19 protein-coding genes and 1 pseudogene are annotated in these 19,221 nt (G+C 70.6%); 10 read left to right on the top strand and 10 right to left on the bottom strand.

Annotated features, from left to right (window positions below):
- Positions 1 to 76 precede the first annotated feature (76 nt).
- Positions 77 to 832, top strand: a complete 756-nt coding sequence (locus FHX80_RS00940) for a helix-turn-helix domain-containing protein (RefSeq protein WP_145762340.1) — start codon at positions 77 to 79, stop codon at positions 830 to 832.
- Between the two features lie 42 nt (positions 833 to 874).
- Here the strand turns inward: FHX80_RS00940 and FHX80_RS00935 are convergent, their stop codons facing one another.
- From FHX80_RS00935 to FHX80_RS00925, 3 genes are all read right to left on the bottom strand, one after another.
- Positions 875 to 1,525: a CBS domain-containing protein gene (locus FHX80_RS00935; RefSeq protein ID WP_145762339.1), complete on the bottom strand. Its 651-nt coding sequence runs from the start codon at positions 1,523 to 1,525 to the stop codon at positions 875 to 877.
- A gap of 29 nt (positions 1,526 to 1,554) precedes the next feature.
- Complete coding sequence (locus FHX80_RS00930) at positions 1,555 to 3,969, bottom strand: phosphoketolase family protein (protein ID WP_145762338.1); 2,415 nt, start codon at positions 3,967 to 3,969, stop codon at positions 1,555 to 1,557.
- 82 nt (positions 3,970 to 4,051) lie between these two features.
- Complete coding sequence (locus FHX80_RS00925) at positions 4,052 to 4,915, bottom strand: universal stress protein (protein ID WP_145762337.1); 864 nt, start codon at positions 4,913 to 4,915, stop codon at positions 4,052 to 4,054.
- A gap of 285 nt (positions 4,916 to 5,200) precedes the next feature.
- On the opposite strand from FHX80_RS00925, the gene FHX80_RS00920 reads away from it, so the two are divergent.
- Positions 5,201 to 6,202, top strand: a complete 1,002-nt coding sequence (locus FHX80_RS00920) for an Acg family FMN-binding oxidoreductase (RefSeq protein WP_145762336.1) — start codon at positions 5,201 to 5,203, stop codon at positions 6,200 to 6,202.
- A gap of 120 nt (positions 6,203 to 6,322) precedes the next feature.
- On the opposite strand, the gene FHX80_RS00915 is transcribed toward FHX80_RS00920, so the two are convergent.
- Complete coding sequence (locus FHX80_RS00915) at positions 6,323 to 6,514, bottom strand: hypothetical protein (protein WP_145762335.1); 192 nt, start codon at positions 6,512 to 6,514, stop codon at positions 6,323 to 6,325.
- Positions 6,515 to 6,534: 20 nt separating this feature from the next.
- Here FHX80_RS00915 and FHX80_RS36315 point away from each other — a divergent pair.
- Positions 6,535 to 6,630: pseudogene (locus FHX80_RS36315) on the top strand (IS3 family transposase); the annotation flags it as partial.
- Complete coding sequence (locus FHX80_RS00910) at positions 6,628 to 6,969, top strand: DDE-type integrase/transposase/recombinase (RefSeq protein ID WP_280118767.1); 342 nt, start codon at positions 6,628 to 6,630, stop codon at positions 6,967 to 6,969. The pseudogene FHX80_RS36315 and the gene FHX80_RS00910, both read left to right, overlap by 3 nt.
- A 93-nt stretch (positions 6,970 to 7,062) precedes the next feature.
- Here the strand turns inward: FHX80_RS00910 and FHX80_RS36310 are convergent, their stop codons facing one another.
- Complete coding sequence (locus tag FHX80_RS36310) at positions 7,063 to 7,188, bottom strand: hypothetical protein (RefSeq protein ID WP_280118736.1); 126 nt, start codon at positions 7,186 to 7,188, stop codon at positions 7,063 to 7,065.
- Between the two features lie 322 nt (positions 7,189 to 7,510).
- On the opposite strand from FHX80_RS36310, the gene FHX80_RS00905 reads away from it, so the two are divergent.
- Positions 7,511 to 8,683, top strand: a complete 1,173-nt coding sequence (locus FHX80_RS00905) for an acyl-CoA dehydrogenase family protein (RefSeq protein WP_145762333.1) — start codon at positions 7,511 to 7,513, stop codon at positions 8,681 to 8,683.
- 473 nt (positions 8,684 to 9,156) lie between these two features.
- Here FHX80_RS00905 and FHX80_RS00895 read toward each other — a convergent pair whose 3' ends face one another.
- The gene (locus tag FHX80_RS00895) at positions 9,157 to 9,558 is read right to left on the bottom strand and encodes a hypothetical protein (protein ID WP_145762331.1); all 402 of its coding nucleotides are present in this window, start codon (positions 9,556 to 9,558) and stop codon (positions 9,157 to 9,159) included.
- A gap of 202 nt (positions 9,559 to 9,760) precedes the next feature.
- Between FHX80_RS00895 and FHX80_RS00890 the strand changes: the two genes are divergently transcribed.
- From FHX80_RS00890 to fxsA, 4 genes are all read left to right on the top strand, one after another.
- Complete coding sequence (locus FHX80_RS00890; protein WP_024493538.1) at positions 9,761 to 10,201, top strand: Lrp/AsnC family transcriptional regulator; 441 nt, start codon at positions 9,761 to 9,763, stop codon at positions 10,199 to 10,201.
- 47 nt (positions 10,202 to 10,248) lie between these two features.
- The gene (locus FHX80_RS00885; RefSeq protein WP_145762330.1) at positions 10,249 to 11,889 is read left to right on the top strand and encodes an amidohydrolase; all 1,641 of its coding nucleotides are present in this window, start codon (positions 10,249 to 10,251) and stop codon (positions 11,887 to 11,889) included.
- A 527-nt stretch (positions 11,890 to 12,416) separates the two neighbouring features.
- Positions 12,417 to 13,184 carry a polyprenol monophosphomannose synthase gene (locus FHX80_RS00880; RefSeq protein WP_145762329.1) on the top strand — a complete coding sequence of 256 codons (768 nt, stop codon included), beginning with the start codon at positions 12,417 to 12,419 and terminating at the stop codon, positions 13,182 to 13,184.
- 66 nt (positions 13,185 to 13,250) lie between these two features.
- Positions 13,251 to 13,826, top strand: a complete 576-nt coding sequence (gene fxsA, locus FHX80_RS00875; RefSeq protein ID WP_145762328.1) for an FxsA family membrane protein — start codon at positions 13,251 to 13,253, stop codon at positions 13,824 to 13,826.
- Between the two features lie 260 nt (positions 13,827 to 14,086).
- Here the strand turns inward: fxsA and FHX80_RS00870 are convergent, their stop codons facing one another.
- The 4 genes from FHX80_RS00870 to yczE all read right to left on the bottom strand — a co-directional run bounded on the left by FHX80_RS00870 (position 14,087) and on the right by yczE (position 17,578).
- Positions 14,087 to 14,461 carry an RNA polymerase-binding protein RbpA gene (locus tag FHX80_RS00870; protein ID WP_003959706.1) on the bottom strand — a complete coding sequence of 125 codons (375 nt, stop codon included), beginning with the start codon at positions 14,459 to 14,461 and terminating at the stop codon, positions 14,087 to 14,089.
- Between the two features lie 274 nt (positions 14,462 to 14,735).
- Positions 14,736 to 16,109, bottom strand: coding sequence for an MFS transporter (locus FHX80_RS00865; protein WP_145762327.1), 1,374 nt, complete (start codon positions 16,107 to 16,109; stop codon positions 14,736 to 14,738).
- A gap of 45 nt (positions 16,110 to 16,154) precedes the next feature.
- The gene (locus tag FHX80_RS00860) at positions 16,155 to 16,919 is read right to left on the bottom strand and encodes a glycerophosphodiester phosphodiesterase family protein (RefSeq protein ID WP_145762326.1); all 765 of its coding nucleotides are present in this window, start codon (positions 16,917 to 16,919) and stop codon (positions 16,155 to 16,157) included.
- A complete protein-coding gene (gene yczE, locus FHX80_RS00855; RefSeq protein WP_145762325.1) occupies positions 16,916 to 17,578 on the bottom strand; it encodes a membrane protein YczE in 663 nt (220 codons plus the stop codon). Before yczE ends, FHX80_RS00860 begins: the two co-directional genes overlap by 4 nt.
- Before the next feature lie 102 nt (positions 17,579 to 17,680).
- On the opposite strand from yczE, the gene FHX80_RS00850 reads away from it, so the two are divergent.
- Positions 17,681 to 19,180: an SCO1417 family PLP biosynthesis transcription factor gene (locus FHX80_RS00850; protein WP_145762324.1), complete on the top strand. Its 1,500-nt coding sequence runs from the start codon at positions 17,681 to 17,683 to the stop codon at positions 19,178 to 19,180.
- The last annotated feature ends 41 nt before the right edge of the window (positions 19,181 to 19,221 follow it).

Raw genomic sequence — 19,221 nt, 5'->3', positions numbered from 1 at the left:
TTTCGGAGATTATTTCGAATTCATGGTCTATATCAATATTTCAAATACTTCCAGGCATCCTATGGAGGCGAATGACATGCCGGACCCGATACCTTTCCCCTCCCGCCCGCAGGGAGACGGCTCCCGCCGCACGGACCTCGGCCGCCGGGTCACCGTACGGCGCGAGGCCCTCGGACTTTCCCGTCAGGAGCTGGCCGAGCGCAGCGGAACCGCACCCACCTACATCGACTACCTCGAAGACCGGGAATCAGCCCCCGGCATCGGTGTCATGCTCCGGATCGCGGACGCCCTGCAGACCACGGTCCCCGACCTCACCGGAGGAACCGTCGACCGTCCGCAGGGCCGTGGGTCCGCCCTCCGCGACGCCGGCCTGCGAGAACTCGGCGAAGACGAATGTCGCGCCCTGCTCTCCCCCGGCGGCGTCGGCAGGGTTGCCCTCATCGCCTCCGACGGCCCCTCCGTCGTACCGGTCAACTACCTCGTCGCCGACGACGAGATCGTCTACCGGACCGCTTCCGACACCGTGCCGGCCGCCGCTGCCGAAGCCACCGAGGTCGCGTTCGAGGTGGACCACATCGACGACGCCTTCAGCCAGGGATGGAGCGTCCTGGTGGTCGGGGAAGCCCGTCGCATCACCGACCCCGACACCATCCGCGAGCTCGAACCGAAGGCGCGCGGCCTGGCCTGGGCGGGAGGGGAACGCCCCCTCTGGCTCGCCATCTCACCCCGGCGCATCACGGGCCGCCGCATCGTGAACTCCCTGGGCACCCCGCTGGGCGGGCAGGCGAGAACCCTCCACGCCGAAAACGGCAACCCCGGCGAATCGCCCTGAACAACCTCCCGGCAGGGATCTCCCGGCGCGGCCGATGCCCTGCTATCCGCCGGTTCGCGTGGGCGGGCCGCTGAGGGCCACCCGGATGTCGACCGTGCCCTCGACCGCGCGCACGGCCCTCGCCAGCAGCGGGATCAGCGACCGGTCCTGAAGATCGCCGCTGAGGGTGACGATCCCCTCCGCCACCGTCGCGTTCACGCCCGCTGCTGCGGGCACCTTGCCGAGAACGGTGGCGCGGATCTCGCTAGCGATTTCCTCATCGGGGCGCAGGAACACCTTGAGCAGGTCACTCCGGCTCACCACGCCTTCCAGTAGGCCGGCCCAGTCGACCACGGGCAGCCTCTTCACCTTGCGCCGCGCCATGATCCTCGCGGCCTCGGCGATGGTCGCGTCCGCGTGCACCGTCACCGCCGGGCTGGACATCAGATCCTCGGCGGTGATCCCGCCGGCCTTCGTCCGGTCCGGGCCCGGCTCCGCCGCCCGGGCGGGGTCGTCGTCCCTGTGTTCCTCCTTGAGGAGGAGATCGGCCTCCGAGACGACGCCGACAACCCGCCCCTCTCCTGCAAGCACCGGAAGGGCACTGACCTCCCACTGCTCGATCAGCTCCACGATCTCCTTGTAGCCGGCGTCGCGGCCGATGGCAACCGCCGTGCGGGTCATGACGTCTCTCACCGAATGCGGGGAAACGGTCATCGCGGCCTCCAAGAGGGGTGTGTGACGTGTCAGGCCGGGGCGGGGCGGGTTCCTCGGGGGCCGGGATGCCAGGTCCAGTCGGCCACTTCAGGGAGATCCGTTCCGTGCTCGCGGATCCAGGCGTGATGCCTCAGCCGGGCGTCCTCCATCGTCTGCCGGACTCCGGCGGCACGGACCGCGAGTCCCGGAACCCGGTCGATGACATCCATGACCAGCCGATAGCGGTCCATGTTGTTGCGGACCACCATGTCGAAGGGAGTCGTCGTGGTGCCCGACTCCTCATAGCCGCGCACATGGAGGTGGGGATGGCCGGTGCGCCGGTAGGCGAGGCGGTGGATCAGCCAGGGGTACCCGTGGTAGGCGAAGATCACCGGCTGGTCCCGGGTGAACAGCGCGTCGTACTGCCGGTCGGACAGCCCATGGGGGTGCTGGGTGTCCGGCAGCAGGCGTGCCAGATCGACCACGTTGACCACCCGGACGGCGAGCCGGGGCAGATGGAGCCGGAGCAGCTGGGCGGCGGCCAGGATCTCCTGGGTCGGGACGTCTCCCGCGCAGGCGAGCACCACATCGGGCCCCTCGTCCTCGCGCTCGGTCCCCGCCCAGGGCCAGACCCCCGCGCCGCGGGCACAGTGGGCGCGCGCCTCGTCGAGGGTGAGCCAGTCGAAGCAGGGCTGCTTGCCCGCGACGATCACATTGACGTAGTCGCGGCTGCGCAGCACGTGGTCGGCTACCGAGAGCAGGGTGTTGGTGTCCGGGGGCAGGTAGACGCGTACGACCTCCGGGGCCTTGTTGAGGACGTGGTCGACGAAGCCAGGGTCCTGGTGAGAGAAGCCGTTGTGGTCCTGGCGCCACACGTGAGAGGTCAGCAGGTAGTTCAGCGAGGCGATCGGGCGGCGCCATGGAAGACCCCGGGACACCTTCAGCCACTTGATGTGCTGGTTGACCATGGAGTCCACGATGTGAGCGAAGGCTTCGTAACACGAGAAGAAGCCGTGCCGGCCGGTGAGGAGATAGCCCTCCAGCCAGCCCTGGCAGGTGTGCTCGGACAGGATTTCCATGACGCGGCCGTGCCGGTCCAGATGCTCGTCCGTTTCCTCGGTACCCGCCTGCCACGCCTTGCCCGTGGCCCGGTACAGATCCTGAAGGCGGTTCGACGCCGTCTCGTCGGGGCCGACGACCCGGAAGTCCCGCCGTTCACGCGTGGCTCCCATGACGGCCTCCAGCAGCCCACCCAGCACCCGAGTCGGCTCGTGCACGGCCGATCCCGGGGCGTCGACGTCCACGGCGAACCGCTCCAGCTGGGGCACGGGCAGTTCGCGCAGCAGGAGCCCTCCGTTGGCGTGCGGCGTCGAGCCGAGCCGGTGAGCGCCTTCGGGAACACAGGCGAGGACCTGCGAGGTGGGGCGGCCGTCGGAGTCGAAGAGGTCCCCGGGCCGGTACGAGCGCAGCCACGCCTCCAGTTGCCGCAGATGCTCGGGGTTGTCCCGGACGCCGGACAGCGGTACCTGGTGGGCACGCCAGGTACCCTCGACCGGTAGTCCGTCCACCGTGGTGGGCCCGGTCCAGCCTTTGGGCGTCCGCAGGACGATCACCGGCCAGCGGGGCCGCTCCGCCGTTCCTCCCGCACGGGCGGCGCGCTGGATCAGGCCGATGCGGTCCAGCGCGGTGTCCAGGGCGGCGGCCATGGCCCGGTGCACCACAGCAGGGTCGCTCCCGCTGACGTGGAGCACGTCGTGACCGTACCCGCGCAGCAGCTCGTCCAGCTCCGCCTCGGGAATACGCGCCAGTACGGTCGGATTGGCGATCTTGTATCCGTTGAGATGGAGGATCGGCAACACCGCGCCGTCGTGCACGGGGTCGAGGAACTTGTTCGAGTGCCAGGACGCGGCAAGCGGCCCGGTCTCCGCCTCCCCGTCGCCGATCACACACGCGACCAGCAGGTCCGGGTTGTCGAAGGCGGCGCCGTAGGCGTGGGAGAGGGCGTAGCCGAGCTCACCGCCTTCATGGACCGAGCCCGGCGTCTCGGGCGCGACATGGCTGGGCACGCCGCCGGGGAAGGAGAACTGGCCGAAGAGACGGGCCATGCCCTCCGCGTCCCTGCGGACATCCGGATAGGTCTCCGAGTAGCTGCCCTCCAGCCACGAATTGGCCAGTACCGCAGGGCCCCCGTGCCCCGGCCCCCAGACGCAGACCGTGTCCTGTTCCCGGGCTCTGATGACGCGGTTGAGATGGGTGTAGACGAGGTTCAGCCCCGGAGAGGTGCCCCAGTGCCCGAGAAGACGGGGCTTGATGTGATCGGGGCGCAGGGGCTCGGTGAGCAGCGGGTTGCTCATGAGGTAGATCTGACCGACCGCGAGATAGTTCGCGGCCTGCCAGTGCGCGACCAGAGCCGCCAGTTCGTCGTCGGCTACCGTGGCCGGCGGCGCCTTCACCGTCTTGCTCATGGCGTTCCTCCGTCTCGAACGGTGCCTGCAGGAGCTGGCCGTGCCACGGCCCCGAGCACCGTCTTCCCGGCCACGGGACGGCTCACTTGTGCGGAACGACGGCCACGGGGCACGACGCGTGGTGCACCGCCGCTTGAAGCACGGGGCCGATCCAGGGTCGCAGCGGAGGCGGCTCCTGCCTGCGGCCCACCACGAGCAGCCCGGCCCCGGAGGCCCCTCGGACCACAGCCCGCGCCGGGCTCTCCGTCCGTACGACCTCCTCCACCCGCACCCGCGGATACTCCTTCCGCCATGGGCGCAGCGCCTCGGACAGGTCCCGCTGGGCACCTTCGAGGAGGTTCACGGAGATATATGAGTCGACGCCCGTCCGTGTGTACGCGGGCACCGGAAGCCGTACGCCGTGGACGGCCCGGAGAGTGGCATCGCGCCTGGCCGCGCTCTCGAAGGCGAAGTCGACCAGCGCGTCGCACGGACCGTGCAGGCTCAGCCCCACTACCACGTCACCCTCGTCAACCACGGCCGCGCCGTGTTCCCGGGCACGCACGAGAATCGTGGGAACGGGGGAGCGTGCCATTACCTGCAGGCCGACGTCACCGAGAAAGTAGCTGGCCAGGGGTGCCATATCCCGGGAGCCGAGGACCAGAAGCTCCGATGCGTCCGCCGTCTCCCGCAACGCGTCCCTGGGGTCCTCACGCACCAGATCCTCGATGATGGGCAGGTCAGGGAAGCGCTGCTCGATTGTTGCGCGGGCATCATCGACGATCTGCTTGGCCCAGTAGTTCTGGTCCTCTTCTGGAGAGGATTGGGTAGATTCGAAGGACAGCAGAACCCAGGCATGCAGCAAATGCAGGGTCGCCCCGCGCAGGACCGCTTCCCGGGCTGCCCAGTCCGCTGCGGCCAAGGACTCGGGCGTTCCGTCCAGACCGACGGTGATCACTGGCTTCATGGTCTGGCCTGCCTCCTCTGTGTCTCTTCCCGCCTCCCGGGGCCACGGCCGCCCCGGACCTCTACCCGTCGTCGCAGTGCGCACACACCTCAAGAGTGACGGTGCCCGCCCGGGTCTGCGACACGAACAGCCGCCGACCTCCCCGCAAGAGAAAGCCCGCGTCCCTGTTCCCAGGCGTCGGGCCCATGCCAGGGCACCGAAACCGAGCGAGACTGGAAAGGGGGCCGACCCGGTCACACCGACGGCCGGACGGGACGGCAGACGACAGAACCGGCAGGGAGCCCCGTGTCCTCACCAACCCTCGACGAACGCACAGTGACGAGCCTCGTCTCCGACGCCACCACCGCACCCTCCATGCACAACGCACAGCCATGGCGCTTCCACTTTGCGCCATCGAGTCGCACGTTCACTCTCATGGCCGACTTCGAGCGCGCTATGCCCCACACCGATCCCACCACACGGGGACTCCACGTGGGCTGCGGCGCCGCCCTTCTCAACCTGCGCGTCGCCGTCACCCACCACGGCTGGCAGCCGACGACCACGCTCCTCCCCGACCCCGGCACCCCACGGCTCCTCGCGACCGTGCGGCTCGACCCCGCACCGCCGCAGGCCCCTCCGATGCCGGAAGCGGAACTCGGCGATCTATACCCGGCAGTCCACCACCGCCACACCAGCCGCTATCCCTTCGCCGACCAGGAGATGCCGCCGTACCTGCGGGACACGCTCATACAAGCAGCCCACCACGAAGACGCCACCCTGACCTTCCCCGCCGAACAACACCTGCGGAACGTGCTGGACCTGATCCGCGACGCCGAAGGCTACAACCGCATGGACGACGAACGGGACGCCGAAACGAGACACTGGACCCGCGACTCCAAGACCGACGCCCCCACCGACGGAATCCCCGACTACGCCTTCGGACCACGCCGACGAGGCGGTGCCGCGGCCACGCGCGACTTCGCTGGCCGAAGCGCCCTCCCCGGCCGGCCCGTGGCGAACTTCGAAGGGCACCCCCAGATCGCCCTCCTGAGCACGGAGGACGACGGGCCCGTCGACTGGCTACGCGCAGGCCAGGCGCTGGAACGTGTCCTCCTCGTCGCCACTCGGCGCGAACTGGTCGCCGCATTCGCCACCCAGGCCCTCGAATGGCCCGACCTTCGCTGGCTCCTGCGCGAGCCCATCTCCGGCACCGGCCACGTCCAGATGGTCATCCGCCTCGGATATGGACCACAAGGCCCAAAGACACCACGCCGCCCCGTGCACGAGGTACTGACCTTCGGCGGCTGAACCACCCCGTGTCAGGTGGAGACTCGATTTCATGAAAGGATCGAGTCATGGCACGACCTTCCGATATTCGCTTGAGCTCCGCCGCCGTGCGGTGCGCATGGTCGCCGAGGTGCGCGACGACTACCCGAACGAGACGGCCGCTCTGCAGGCGGTGACCGAGAAGCTCGGCATCGGCTCCCGCGAGACGCTGCGGAACTGGCTGAAGCAGCACGAGATCGACGCGGGCACGCGCCCGGGCACGACATCGGAGGAGTCCGCCCAGCTCAAGGCGTTGAAGAAGGAGAACGCCGAGCTCAAGCGGGCCAACGACATCCTGAACTGTCTACGGTGCCCGGAAGATCTGGCGGGAGCTGAACCGGCAGGGGCATGCGGTGGCCCGCCGCACCGTCGAGCGCCTGATGCGGGAACTCGGTATCCAGGGTGCGGTGCGCGGCAAGCGCGTCATCACCACGATTCCCGGCGGACAGGTCGAGCGGGCCCCGGATCTGGTCGACCGCAACTTCGTCGCTGTCGCTTTGAACCGTTGCTGGGTGGCGGACTTCACCCACGTGAAGACCTGGTCAGCGGTGGTCTACGTCGCGTTCGTCGTGGACACGTTCTCCCGCCGGATCGTCGGCTGGTCGGCCGCCACCGTCAAGGAGACCGACTTCGTCCTGGACGCTCTGGAGATGGCCGTCTGGCAACGCGACCGCGACCAACACCCCATCCAATCAGGAAAGTTGATTCATCACTCGGATGCGGGGTCGCAATACACATCATTGGCATGAACGCGGAAAGCCGGTGCGCAGGGAACCGTAGATGGACTAGACCAGTTGGGTCAATGGTTCGGACCAATTCTGCTGACTGGCCGGCGGCAGCCGTCAGGCCCTGAGGTGCGCCGGTACCGCCAGGACCCGGCCGTGCCCGTCCGGGTCCACCGGCAGATCGAGCGTGCTGAAGATGCTGCCGATGTGTGTGCTGACGGCGGCTTCGCGGCGAAGCCGCACGCCGCCGTGTTCACGTGGGACCGCCCTTCCGTCATCGGGCTCGGCGCCTTCCGCGGTCCTGGTTCCCGCGCGGGCACTCGGGACCGGCACGGTCCTTCCACCGGTGGCCGTCGCCGGAGTGTTCTGTCACCCAGTGACGGATACCGTCCGATCGGGCATACTCAAGCCGCCACAGCCGCTGACCCGCACCTCTCGTGATCCGGGAGGGCAACATCGGCTGAGCCGCAGTCTTTTCGGGCGCCGCCCGGAGATCCCCCGGCGGCGCCGCTCACACCCCGCGCGCGCGACCGCCGCAACGCCCGACAGGGAGGAGAGCGCCGTCATGTCCGACCGTGCCCCGCAATTGGTGGAACGCCGTCTGCCCACCGACGAGTCCCGGCAGCTCATCGCGCTCGTCCGCGACATCGCCCAGCGGGAGATCGCGCCGCGGGCAGCCGAGGAGGAGGACGCCGGCCGGTTCCCGCGCGAAGTCTTCACACTGCTCTCCGGATCCGGCCTGCTCGGCCTGCCCTACGACTCCGCCCGAGGCGGGGGCGACCAGCCGTACGAGGTGTACCTCCAGGTCCTCGAAGAGCTCGCGGCCGCCCGGCTCACCGTCGGGCTCGGCGTGAGCGTCCACTCCCTCGCCTGCCACGCGCTCGCCGGCTACGGCACCAAGGACCAGCAGGCCGAGCACCTTCCGTCGATGCTCGCGGGCGGTCTCCTGGGCGCCTACTGCCTCTCGGAGCCCGCCTCGGGCTCCGACGCCGCCTCGCTGCGGACGAAGGCCGTACGGGACGGGGGAGACTGGGTCATCACCGGCACCAAGGCGTGGATCACCCACGGTGGCGTCGCCGACTTCTACACCGTGCTGGCCCGCACCGGCGCCGACGGTGCCCGCGGAATCACCGCCTTCCTCGTTCCCGGGGACGCGGCGGGACTGAGCGCTGCCGTCCCCGAGAAGAAGATGGGGATGAAGGGCTCGCCCACCGCCCAGATGCACTTCGACGGCGTCCGGGTCCCGGACGCGCGCCGGATCGGCGAGGAGGGGCAGGGCTTCGCCATCGCACTGTCCGCACTCGACTCCGGCCGGCTGGGCATCGCCGCATGTGCCATCGGTGTGGCCCAGGCGGCGCTGAACGAGGCCGTCGCCTACGCCACCGGGCGCAAGCAGTTCGGCCGCCCCATCGCGGACTTCCAGGGGCTGCGGTTCATGCTCGCCGACATGGCCACCCAGATCGAGGCCGGCCGGGCACTCTATCTGGAGGCCGCCAGGCTGCGTGACGCGGGCAGCCCGTTCTCCCGGCAGGCGGCCATGGCCAAGCTCTTCTGTACGGACGCCGCGATGCGGGTCACCATCGACGCCGTCCAGGTGCTCGGCGGATACGGCTACACGCTGGACTTCCCCGTCGAACGGCTCATGCGCGAGGCCAAGGTGCTGCAGATCGTCGAAGGCACCAACCAGATCCAGCGCATGGTCATCGCCCGTCACCTCTCGGGTCCCGAGACACGCTGACCCGCAGCGGCGGCCGGTCCGACCACACGGGCGTCGTCATGATCCGGTTCCACTCCTGGTCATGGCAGCCCGGCAGGGTCCTGCCGGTGGCCTCCCAGTGCCGGAGCAGCGCCCGGTAGATGGGCGGATCGGTCGACTGGGGCACCGAGCGCGGCGCCGGACGGGGCGGCCCGGACCGCGGCGCCGCTGACGATCCGGGCCGCGGAACCGATTCTTCGGAGGCCTGAACGGTGAGACGGCGGCGACCGGGGCCGGCCGTGGAGTGCAGCAGGGTCATGCCAGGCCAACGCCGAGAGGCGGGGCCGGGTCACTGTCCGGCCGATTCGGGCGCCCGTTCGCCAGGTTTCCCCGGGTGGCGGAGGCGTCGGCGTGGACCCGCGAGGGCTCGCCGCAGCCCCGCTCGCTGCCCGCACCACGCCGGTCGGGCCGTCGTGGTGCAGCGCGGGTACGTCAGGCGGTTCGCGGAGGCGGGCTCAGGCGGCGTCGCGCCGCAGCTGGTGCGGTACCCGGAGCGGGCGCGAGCCGGCGCCACCGGCGTGCGAGAAGGGCTGCATCCTCCAGTCGAGTCCCTGAGGGAGCGTCAACAGCAGGGCCGTCTCCTGCTCCTGGACGGCGGGCGACTCGTCGGCGGGCCGCGTCTTCGACGCCGCGCGGCCGGTTCCGGCGCACACCGTGAGGACGAACGGGTTCCACGGAGTCGGGCACAGTGCGTGCTCCGGGAGCGTGTCCTCGTCGGCCAGGAGTGCGATCGGCTGTGCGCAGTCCGGGCAGGTGACCCGGTACATCTCAAGCGTGTCGTACGCGTCGGGTTCGTTGTCCTCGAAAGGATCAACGGGCTCCGGTTCGGTACGTCCGGTGAGCTTCAGGCTCTGCATGGGAATTCCCCCCTCGGGTGGGCCGACAAGGCGCCACGGCCTCGACCAAAGCAAGCACTTCCCGTCGTGGATCGGCCGTAACCGCGAGGTGCTCGGCTACCGACCCGTAAACCTGTGGCATTCATCACATGACTGCCGCAGGTGCCCTTCGACGGCTCCCGCGGCTGTGCCTGGAGGGACGGGGGGCCATAGATTGATCCATATGGAGGAGCTGGACCGTCAAATCGTGGAGTTGCTCGTCAAGGACGGGCGGATGAGCTACACCGACCTGGGCAAGGCCACCGGCCTGTCCACCTCGGCCGTTCATCAGCGGGTCCGCAGGCTGGAGCAGCGCGGGGTGATCCGGGGCTATGCCGCGGTCGTCGACCCCGAGGCCGTCGGTCTGCCGCTGACCGCGTTCATCTCGGTCAAGCCCTTCGACCCGAGCGCCCCGGACGACATCGCGGAGCGGCTCGCGGGCGTCCCGGAGCTGGAGGCGTGCCACAGCGTCGCGGGCGACGAGAACTACATTCTGAAGGTGCGGGTCGCGACCCCGCTGGAGCTCGAGCACCTGCTGACGCGGATCCGCTCGCTGGCCGGCGTCTCCACGCGCACCACGGTCGTCCTCTCCACACCGTACGAGGCGCGGCCGCCGCAGATCTGAGGGGGTCGCGCACGGGACGGGCCCCGGCAGGCGGGAGACTGGTCCCCATGACCGAGAGCACCGCCCCCCAGAGCGAACACCGCACCGTGCTGCTGCGCGGTGGAGACGTCCACAGCCCCGCCGACCCCTTCGCCACCGCCATGGTGGTCGAACGGGGCCATGTCGCCTGGGTGGGCTCCGAGGGGGCCGCCGACGCCTTCGCCGGCGGCGTCGACGAGGTGATCGACCTCGACGGAGCCCTGGTCACCCCCGCGTTCACCGACGCCCACGTCCACACCACGTCGACCGGACTGGCCCTCACCGGCCTCGACCTCTCCGGCGCCCGCACTCTCGGCGATGCCCTCGCTCTCGTGCGGACCTACGTGGCGGCGCACCCCGCCGACCGGGTGGTCCTGGGGCACGGCTGGGACGCCACGCGCTGGCCGGAGCAGCGTCCGCCCTCGCGCGCCGAGCTGGACGAGGTGGCCGCCGGCCGGCCGGTCTACCTGCCCCGGATCGACGTGCACTCGGCCATCGCCAGCACGTCGCTGCTGGACATGGTCCCGAACATCACCTCACTGCCCGGCTACCACCCGCAAGCGCCGCTGACCGCCGCCGCCCACCACGCGGTGCGCTCGGCCGCCCACGGCGCCGTCTCGCCGCAGCAGCGCGCCGACGCCCAGCGCGCCGCGCTGCACAACGCCGCGTCCCTGGGCATCGGTACGGTCCACGAGTGCGGCGGCCCCGACATCTCCGACGAGGAGGACTTCACCGCGCTGCTGAAGCTCGCCGCGGGGCAGCGCGGACCGCGGGTCTTCGGCTACTGGGCCGAACAGGTCGCCGACGAGAAGGACGCCCGGCGCATCCGGGAGCTCGGCGCGGTGGGCGCGGCCGGGGACCTCTTCGTCGACGGCTCGCTCGGCTCGCACACCGCCTGCCTCCACGAGCCCTATACCGACGCCCCGCTGACCGGTGCCGCGCATCTGGACGCCGCGCAGATCGCGGCCCATGTCGCCGCGTGCACCGAGGCCGGGTTGCAGGCGGGCTTCCATGCCATCGGTGACGCCGCGCTCTCCGCCGTCGTGGAGGGCACCAGGGCCGCCGCCGAGAAGGTGGGCCTGGGCCGGGTGCGCGCCGCCAGGCACCGGATCGAGCACGCCGAGATGCTCACCCCCGAGACCGTCGCCGCTTTCGCGGAACTGGGGCTCACCGCCTCCGTCCAGCCGGCCTTCGATGCCGCCTGGGGCGGTGAGGAGGGCATGTACGCCCAGCGGCTGGGTGCCGGGCGGGCGAGGACCCTCAACCCGTACGCGGCCCTCCTGCGGGCCGGTGTGCCCCTCGCGTTCGGCTCCGACAGCCCGGTGACCCCGCTGGACCCGTGGGGGACCGTGCGGGCTGCCGCGTTCCACCGGACGCCGGAGCACCGGATCTCCGTGCGAGCCGGGTTCACCGCCCACACCAGGGGCGGCTGGCGGGCCGTCGGCCGCGACGACGCGGGAACCCTGGTGCCGGGCGCCCCGGCCGACTACGCGGTCTGGCGCACCGCGGAGCTGGTGGTCCAGGCCCCGGACGACCGGGTCGCCCGCTGGTCGACCGATCCCCGGTCGGGGACGCCCGGACTGCCCGACCTCAGCCCCGGGGCCGAACTCCCGGTCTGCCTGCGCACGGTTGTCTTCGGACAAACGGTCTACGTACGGCCGAACGAGTGACGTGCGGACATTTCGTACCGCCGCTCGAAGGTGCCCCGGTTCTCCCACTACCTGGGGATCTTCGGTACTGACCAGGCACGTTCGGGAAACGATGCAGGTCAGGCAACTATTGACAGAATGCGCCCACCGGCCGGTAGGTTCGGCGGAGTCCACCACAGGACGTCCGACCGGTTAAACCTCCACGCAGTCGTCGAACGCCGCTGGGTCACGGGGTGGTGTGCCGCACCGGCGCACCACCACTGACAGCCAGGTTCAGCGCCCGCGCCTCGGGGGCGAGGGAAGGTTTCAGCCGGTCGGAGGGTGTGACCCGGGTGGGGCCCGGACGTTCAGTAGACAACGGCTCTAGGTCGACCCGCAGCCGGCGGGTCCCAGGTCGGCCCGAAGGGCGCCGGGCCCCCACCCGCAGTTCTGTCCGTACTTCCGCTCTTCTGTCCGTCACCGCTTCCCGAGCCGCCCCGACCGGACGCTCTGCGGCCCCGCCACGCTGGATATGGTGTGCATCTGCGTACGGACTTAAGGGGCAGTAAGTGAACGACGGCGGTCAGAGGCGATACGACCCGCTCGGCAGAACCTTGGTGATCATTCCGACCTACAACGAGGCCGAGAACATCAAGCCGATCGTCAGCCGGGTGCGCGCCGCCGTGCCGGAGGCCGACATCCTGGTCGCCGACGACAACAGCCCCGACGGCACCGGCAAGCTCGCCGACGAGCTGGCCTCCGCCGACGAGCGGGTCCATGTGCTGCACCGCAAGAGCAAGGAGGGGCTCGGCGCGGCCTACCTCGCCGGTTTCCGCTGGGGGATGGAGCACGACTACGGCGTGCTCGTCGAGATGGACGCGGACGGCTCCCACCAGCCCGAGGAGCTGCCCCGCCTGCTCACCGCGCTCAAGGGCGCCGATCTGGTGCTGGGCTCCCGCTGGGTCCCGGGCGGGCGCGTGGTCAACTGGCCCAAGTCCCGCGAGATGATCTCCCGCGGCGGCAGCACGTACTCGCGGCTGATGCTCGGGCTCAGGACGAGGGACGTCACCGGCGGATACCGGGCGTTCCGTACGGAGACCCTGAAGGGCATCGGCCTCGACGAGGTCGCCTCGCAGGGCTACTGCTTCCAGGTCGACCTGGCACGCCGCGCGATCGATGCCGGGTACCACGTCGTCGAGGTCCCGATCACCTTCGTGGACCGGGAGATCGGTGACTCCAAGATGAGCCGGGACATCCTCGTCGAGGCGCTCTGGCGAGTGACCGCCTGGGGCGTCACCACCCGTACGAACCGGGTGCTCGGGCGCCGGACGCCCTGACGCCTCCGGCCCGGTGACCGCCACCCCCTTACGGCGCCCGGACCCGTGGCCAGGCACACTGGGGGCATGACGACCGGCACACCGCCCCCGACCGCCCGTCGGCGCTCACGCGCCCGGACCTTCGTACCTCTCGCCGTCGCCGCCTGGGCGGTGCTGGAGATCTGGCTGCTCACCCTGGTGGCGGGCGCGGCCGGCGGGTTCACCGTCCTGCTGCTCCTGGCCGCGGGCGTCGTGCTCGGCGCCGTGGTGATGAAGGCCGCCGGCCGCCGTGCCTTTCGCAATCTCACCGAGACGCTCCAGCAGATGCCGGGACAGCCGGGCGCCGACGGCTCCTCGCCCGCTCCGCCGAGCAGCCGGGGCAACGGCTTCCTGATGCTCGGCGGGCTGCTGATCATGATTCCGGGGATGATCTCGGACGTCGCCGGACTGCTGCTCCTGGTGCCGCCGGTCCGGTCGGCACTCAGCCGGTACGCGGAGCGGTCGCTGGAACGCCGGATGCGCGCGGGGGCTCCCGGCGGCCTCTCGGACGCCTTCCAGCAGGCCCGCATCCACAGGCCCGACGGAAAGATCGTCCAGGGTGAGGTAATCCGTGAGGACTCGTCCCACCCCGACGAGCACCCCCGACCGCCCCTGACGCCGTAACCCGTACCCGGCGTCCGTGCCGGTCAGGGCCGTTCGGGTGCACCGATCAAGTCTGTCCCGCACCGATCAGGCCGTTCGGTCGGCACCGATCGGGCCCGTCCGGCCATCGAGGACATCCTTGATGCCGCCGGGGCGAGGTCGCGACAGGTCGCACACCCGTCCCGGGAGCAGCCGGCCGCCAAGGCCCATGCACAGAGCCGCGGGCCGCGACACAACGTGTGTCGCGGCCCGCGGCTCTGTCTCGGCGCGGTGCTGCGCGGTCAGGCAGACTTCCTGCTGTCCCGCGGATGCACTGCGATATTCATGGCTCCGGAGCGCAGAACCGCCAGCCTCTCGGCCAGCACCTCCTCCAGCTCCTCGCGTGTGCGCCGTTCCATGAGCATGTCCCAGTGCGTACGCGCAGGCTTGCCCTTCTTCTCCTCGGGGCCATCCCCGTCCACCAGGAGTGCCTGGGCGCCACACGCCTTGCACTCCCACTCCGGCGGAATTTCCGCCTCTACCGAGAACGGCATCTCAAATCGATGTCCGTTCTGGCATGCGTACTCCACCGCCTGGCGCGGGGCCAGATCGATGCCGCGGTCCGTCTCGTAGCTGGTAACCACAAGTCGCGTGCCGCGGAGAGCTCGCTCACTCATGAATCGTGCCTCCCGGGCTTGTCGCCCACAGGACAGGTGTCGCTGTCGTCGTCATCCGGTCAACGTCCGGTCGGCGGCAAAGATTCCCGTTGCCGGTCATGCGTCGCCCGTCGTGCCGCTGAGTATTCAGGTTTGCCAGGGTTCAAGTACCCACCAGCGCCCGGTTTGTCACATCTGGCAGAAGTTGTCACCCAACGGTTTGGATTCTTCCACTGGCAGTAACGGTCCTCCGGGCAGGCCAAAGGCGTACACTACCGGCCTTTCACTTCAACGTCTAAATCCGTTCGGGTACGGGATTCCCCGCCGCCGCCACAGCGAGTCGGACCGGCACCCTCGCGAGCAGCACCGAACCGACCACGAAGAAGATCACCAACGAGATGATCGCATCCCGATAACTGCCGGTCAGCTGGTATGCGAGACCGAACACCAGCGGCCCCAGCCAGCTCAGCCCGCGGTCGCTCATCTCGTACGCCGAGAAGTACTCGGCCTCCTTGCCGCGCGGCACCAGATGTGAGTACAGCGAGCGCGACAGGGCCTGGCTGCCGCCGAGTACCAGGCCGATCGCCGCGGCCAGCGCGTAGAAGAACACCGGCGCGTCGGCGGGCAGGAAGTATCCGGCGACGAGAATCAGCGTCCAGACGATCAGGGACGCGAGGATCGTGCGCTTCGCACCGTACACCTGGGCCAGCCGGCCCATCCCCAGCGCTCCGGCCACCGCGAGTATCTGGACCAGCAGAACGGCGGTGATCAGCGTCGTCTGGTCCAGGCCCAGCTCCTCGGAGCCGTACACCGAGGCCTGGGAGATCACCGTCTGCACGCCGTCGTTGTAGACGAGGTAGGCCAGCAGGAAGGAGAGGGTGAGCGGATGGCGGCGCATGTCGCGCAGGGTCGCCATCAGCTGCCGCCAGCCGGACCCGACCGCTCCGTGGCCGCCCGGCGTCACCCGCCGGTCGCGCAGCCTGCGCAGCGGTACGACGGTGAAGGCGCCCCACCAGACACCGGCCGAGGCGAGACAGATCCGGACGGCGTCCGACTCGGAGAGGCCGAAGGAGTCGTGGCCCGTGTAGAGGATCAGGTTGAGGACGAGGACCAGTGCCCCCGACGTGTAGCCGAAGGCCCAGCCGCGCGAGGAGACGGCATCGCGTTCGTCGGGCTCCGCGATCTGCGGCAGATAGGCGTTGTAGAGCACCATCGACACGGATATCGCGGCGTTCGCGACGATGAGCAGGAAGGCGCCGAGCAGATAGCGGGTGCCGTCAAGGAAGAACATTCCGGCCGTCGCGGTGGCGCCCACGTAAGCGGCTGCCGCCAGCAACGGCTTCTTGCGGCCCGAGCGGTCGGCGGCGGCGCCGACGACCGGCATCAGGATCACCGCGACGATCACGGACGCCGAGACCGCGTAGGCGAACAGCGATCCGGCACGGACCGGGATGCCGAGCGGATGGACGAAGCCGTCGGCGTCGGCGGCGGCCTTGGCGATCGACGTCAGATACGGCCCGAGGAACACCGTGAGGACGCTCGTCGAGTAGACGGAGCAGGCGAAGTCGTAGAAGTACCAGCCGCGCTGCTCGCGTCGGCGCTCACCCGGGTCGGGCGCCCCGGCCGTACTCTCCGCCGGTTCGGCGGTGTCCGCGGTCTCGGCGCTCATTGCGTACCCCTCGTCTCTCCCCGTGGAGACGTCGCCGGGCCGGCGTCAGGCCCAGGCCCCCCGCTCGCTCAGCACCGTACGCAGCGTCTCGATGTGATCGGTCATGATGCCATCCACGCCGAGGTCCAGGAGCGCTGCCATCCGCTCCGGTTCGTTCACCGTCCAGACGTGCACCTGGAGCCCCCGCGCGTGTGCCTCCCGCACGAAGCGCCGGTCCACGACCCGGACGCCGCCCTGGCTCTCCGGCACCTGTGCGCACACCGCTCCGGCCCGCAGCGCCGCCGGGATTCCGTACGAGCGCAGCCGCAGGCCCAGGACACCGCGGACTCCGTAGGAGGTGGCCAGCCGCGGGCCCGCCAGGCGGTGCGCCCTGGCGACCCTGGCCTCGGAGAACGAGCCGACGCACACCCGGTCCCAGGCGTTCGTCCGGCGGATCAGGTCCACCAGCGGCTCAAGGGCCGGGCCGGCCTTGATGTCCACGTTCCAGCGGGCCTCCGGGAACGCCTCCAGCAGCTCCTCGAACAGCGGCAGCGGTTCACGGCCCGCCACCCGGGCCTGCCGTATCTCGCTCCACGGCAGCTGCGACATCCGGCCCCGGGCGTCCGTCACCCGGTCCAGCGTGGAGTCGTGGAAGGCCACCAGCCGGCCGTCGGCCGAGGCGTGCACATCGGTCTCGAAGTAGCGGTACCCGGTGTCGGCGGCCCGGCGGAACGCGGCCGCCGTGTTCTCGATCCCGTCCGCCGCCCCGCCGCGATGGGCGAACGCGAGCGGGGCGGGGTGGTCCAGATAGGGATGGCGTACGGAAGTCACTGCGGAAGTATGGCCTCCCCCGATGCCGGGGCGGCGACCGTGGTGCCGCCGTTGTCCGAAATCGCGAAGAAGCGCAGGAAGAACTGGGCGAGCGGGCCGATCGCCAGGGCGTAGAGCACGGTGCCGACCCCGAGGGAACCGCCGAGCAGGAACCCGGTCACCACGACCGCCACCTCGAGCGCCGTGCGGACGAGCCGGATGGAGCGGCCGGTGCGCCGGTGCAGCCCGGTCATCAGCCCGTCGCGCGGCCCGGGACCGAACCGGGCCGCGATGTACAGCCCCGTCGCCACCCCGTTCAGCACGATCCCCGCCACCATCACCCCGGCCTGCGCGGCGAGCCCGTGCACATCCGGGACGAGCGCCAGCGTGCCGTCCATCGCGATCCCCACGGCGAAGACATTGGAGACGGTGCCCAGCCCCGGCCGCTGCCGGATCGGTATCCACAGCAGCAGCACGATCGCGCCGATGATGATCGAGACGACGCCGATGGTGATCCCGGTGCGCTCGGCGATCCCCTGGTGGAGCACACCCCACGGCTCCAGACCGAGCCCGGCGACGACCAGCAGCGCCGAACTCGCCCCGTACAGCGCCAGACCTGCGTACAGCTGGATCAGCCGCCGGGTGAGGTGCGCCCGGCGCGGGGTGGCGGTCGTGGACAAGTGGTGCCCCCTGGTGTGGTGGTAGTGGACTGCTGCATGTCACTCTGTGGCAGGGGATTGGCTGCCAACCATGGCCAATCCGAGGAAGGTGGACTGATTCTCATGGCGCAGTGGACTTCGGCAGTCGGTGCGGCTCAGCTCGCCCGGCAGCTCCATGCCCAGCAGCCCAGGCAGACCGGCCCCGGCAACCGTAGGCCGCCGGCCTACCGTGCGCTCGCCGACGGCATCCGGCTGCTCGTCCTCGAAGGCCGGGTCCCGGTCGCCGCCCGGCTCCCCGCCGAACGTGAACTGGCGCTCGCCCTGGCCGTCAGCCGTACGACGGTCGCCGCGGCCTACGAGGCACTGCGGGCCGAGGGCTTCCTGGGGTCCCGGCGCGGAGCCGGCAGCTGGACGACGGTGCCCGCGGGCAATCCGCTGCCCGCCCGCGGGCTGGAGCCGCTGCCCCCCGAGGCGCTCGGATCGATGATCGACCTGGGCTGCGCCTCACTGCCCGCCCCCGAACCGTGGCTGACCCGGGCCGTCCAGGGCGCCCTGGAGGAGCTGGCCCCGTACGCGCACACCCACGGCGACTACCCGGCGGGGCTGCCCGCGCTGCGGCAGATGCTCGCCGACCGGTACACCGCCGACGGTATCCCGACGATGCCCGAACAGATCATGGTCACCACCGGTGCGATGGGCGCGATCGACGCCATCTGCCACCTCTTCGCGGGCCGCGGGGAACGGATCGCGGTGGAGTCCCCGAGCTACGCCAACATCCTCCAGCTGATGCGGGAGGCGGGCGCCCGCCTCGTACCGGTGGCCATGGAGGAGGGGCTGGGCGGCTGGGACATGAACCGGTGGCGCCAGGTGCTGCGGGACGCGGCCCCGCGGCTCGCCTACGTCGTCGCGGACTTCCACAACCCCACCGGGGCCCTGGCCGACGAGGACCGGCGCCGCGCACTGGTGGACGCCGCACGCTCGGCCGGTACGGTCCTGGTCGTCGACGAGACGATGAACGAACTGCACCTGGACGACGACGTGCGGATGCCGCGCCGGGTCTGCGCCTTCGACCCGGCGGGCAGCACCGTGCTCACCGTGGGTTCGGCCAGCAAGGCCTTCTGGGCCGGTATGCGGATCGGCTGGGTGCGCGCCGCCCCGGATGTCATCCGCAGCCTGGTGGCCGCCCGCGCCTACGCCGACATGGGCACCCCGGTCCTTGAGCAACTGGCCGTCAACTGGCTGATGGGCACCGGTGGCTGGGAACAGGCCGTGCAGATCCGCCGGGAACAGGCGCGGGACAACCGGGATGCGCTGGTCACGGCCGTGCGCCGGGAGCTGCCGGACTGGGAGTTCTCCGTACCGCGCGGCGGTCTGACGCTCTGGGTGCGCACCGGTGGCCTCTCCGGATCGCGGCTCGCGGTGGCCGGGGAGCGAGTCGGGGTGCGGGTGCCGTCCGGGCCCCGGTTCGGTGTCGACGGTGCCTTCGAGGGATACGTACGGCTGCCGTTCACGGTCGGCGGGCCGGTGGCGGACGAGGCGGCCCTGCGGCTCGCCGCCGCCGCCCGACTGGTCAGCTCGGGGGCGGGCGCGGGCGCGGAGGCGCCCCGGACGTTCGTCGCCTGAGCGGTCGCCGCGGTGACGGGGGAGGGCCCGCGGGATCCGGT

The sequence above is a fragment of the Streptomyces brevispora genome, assembly GCF_007829885.1.
Lineage (GTDB): Bacteria > Actinomycetota > Actinomycetes > Streptomycetales > Streptomycetaceae > Streptomyces > Streptomyces brevispora.
Note: the sequence above shows the minus strand (reverse complement) of the source record. Positions and strands in the feature narration are given on the sequence as shown.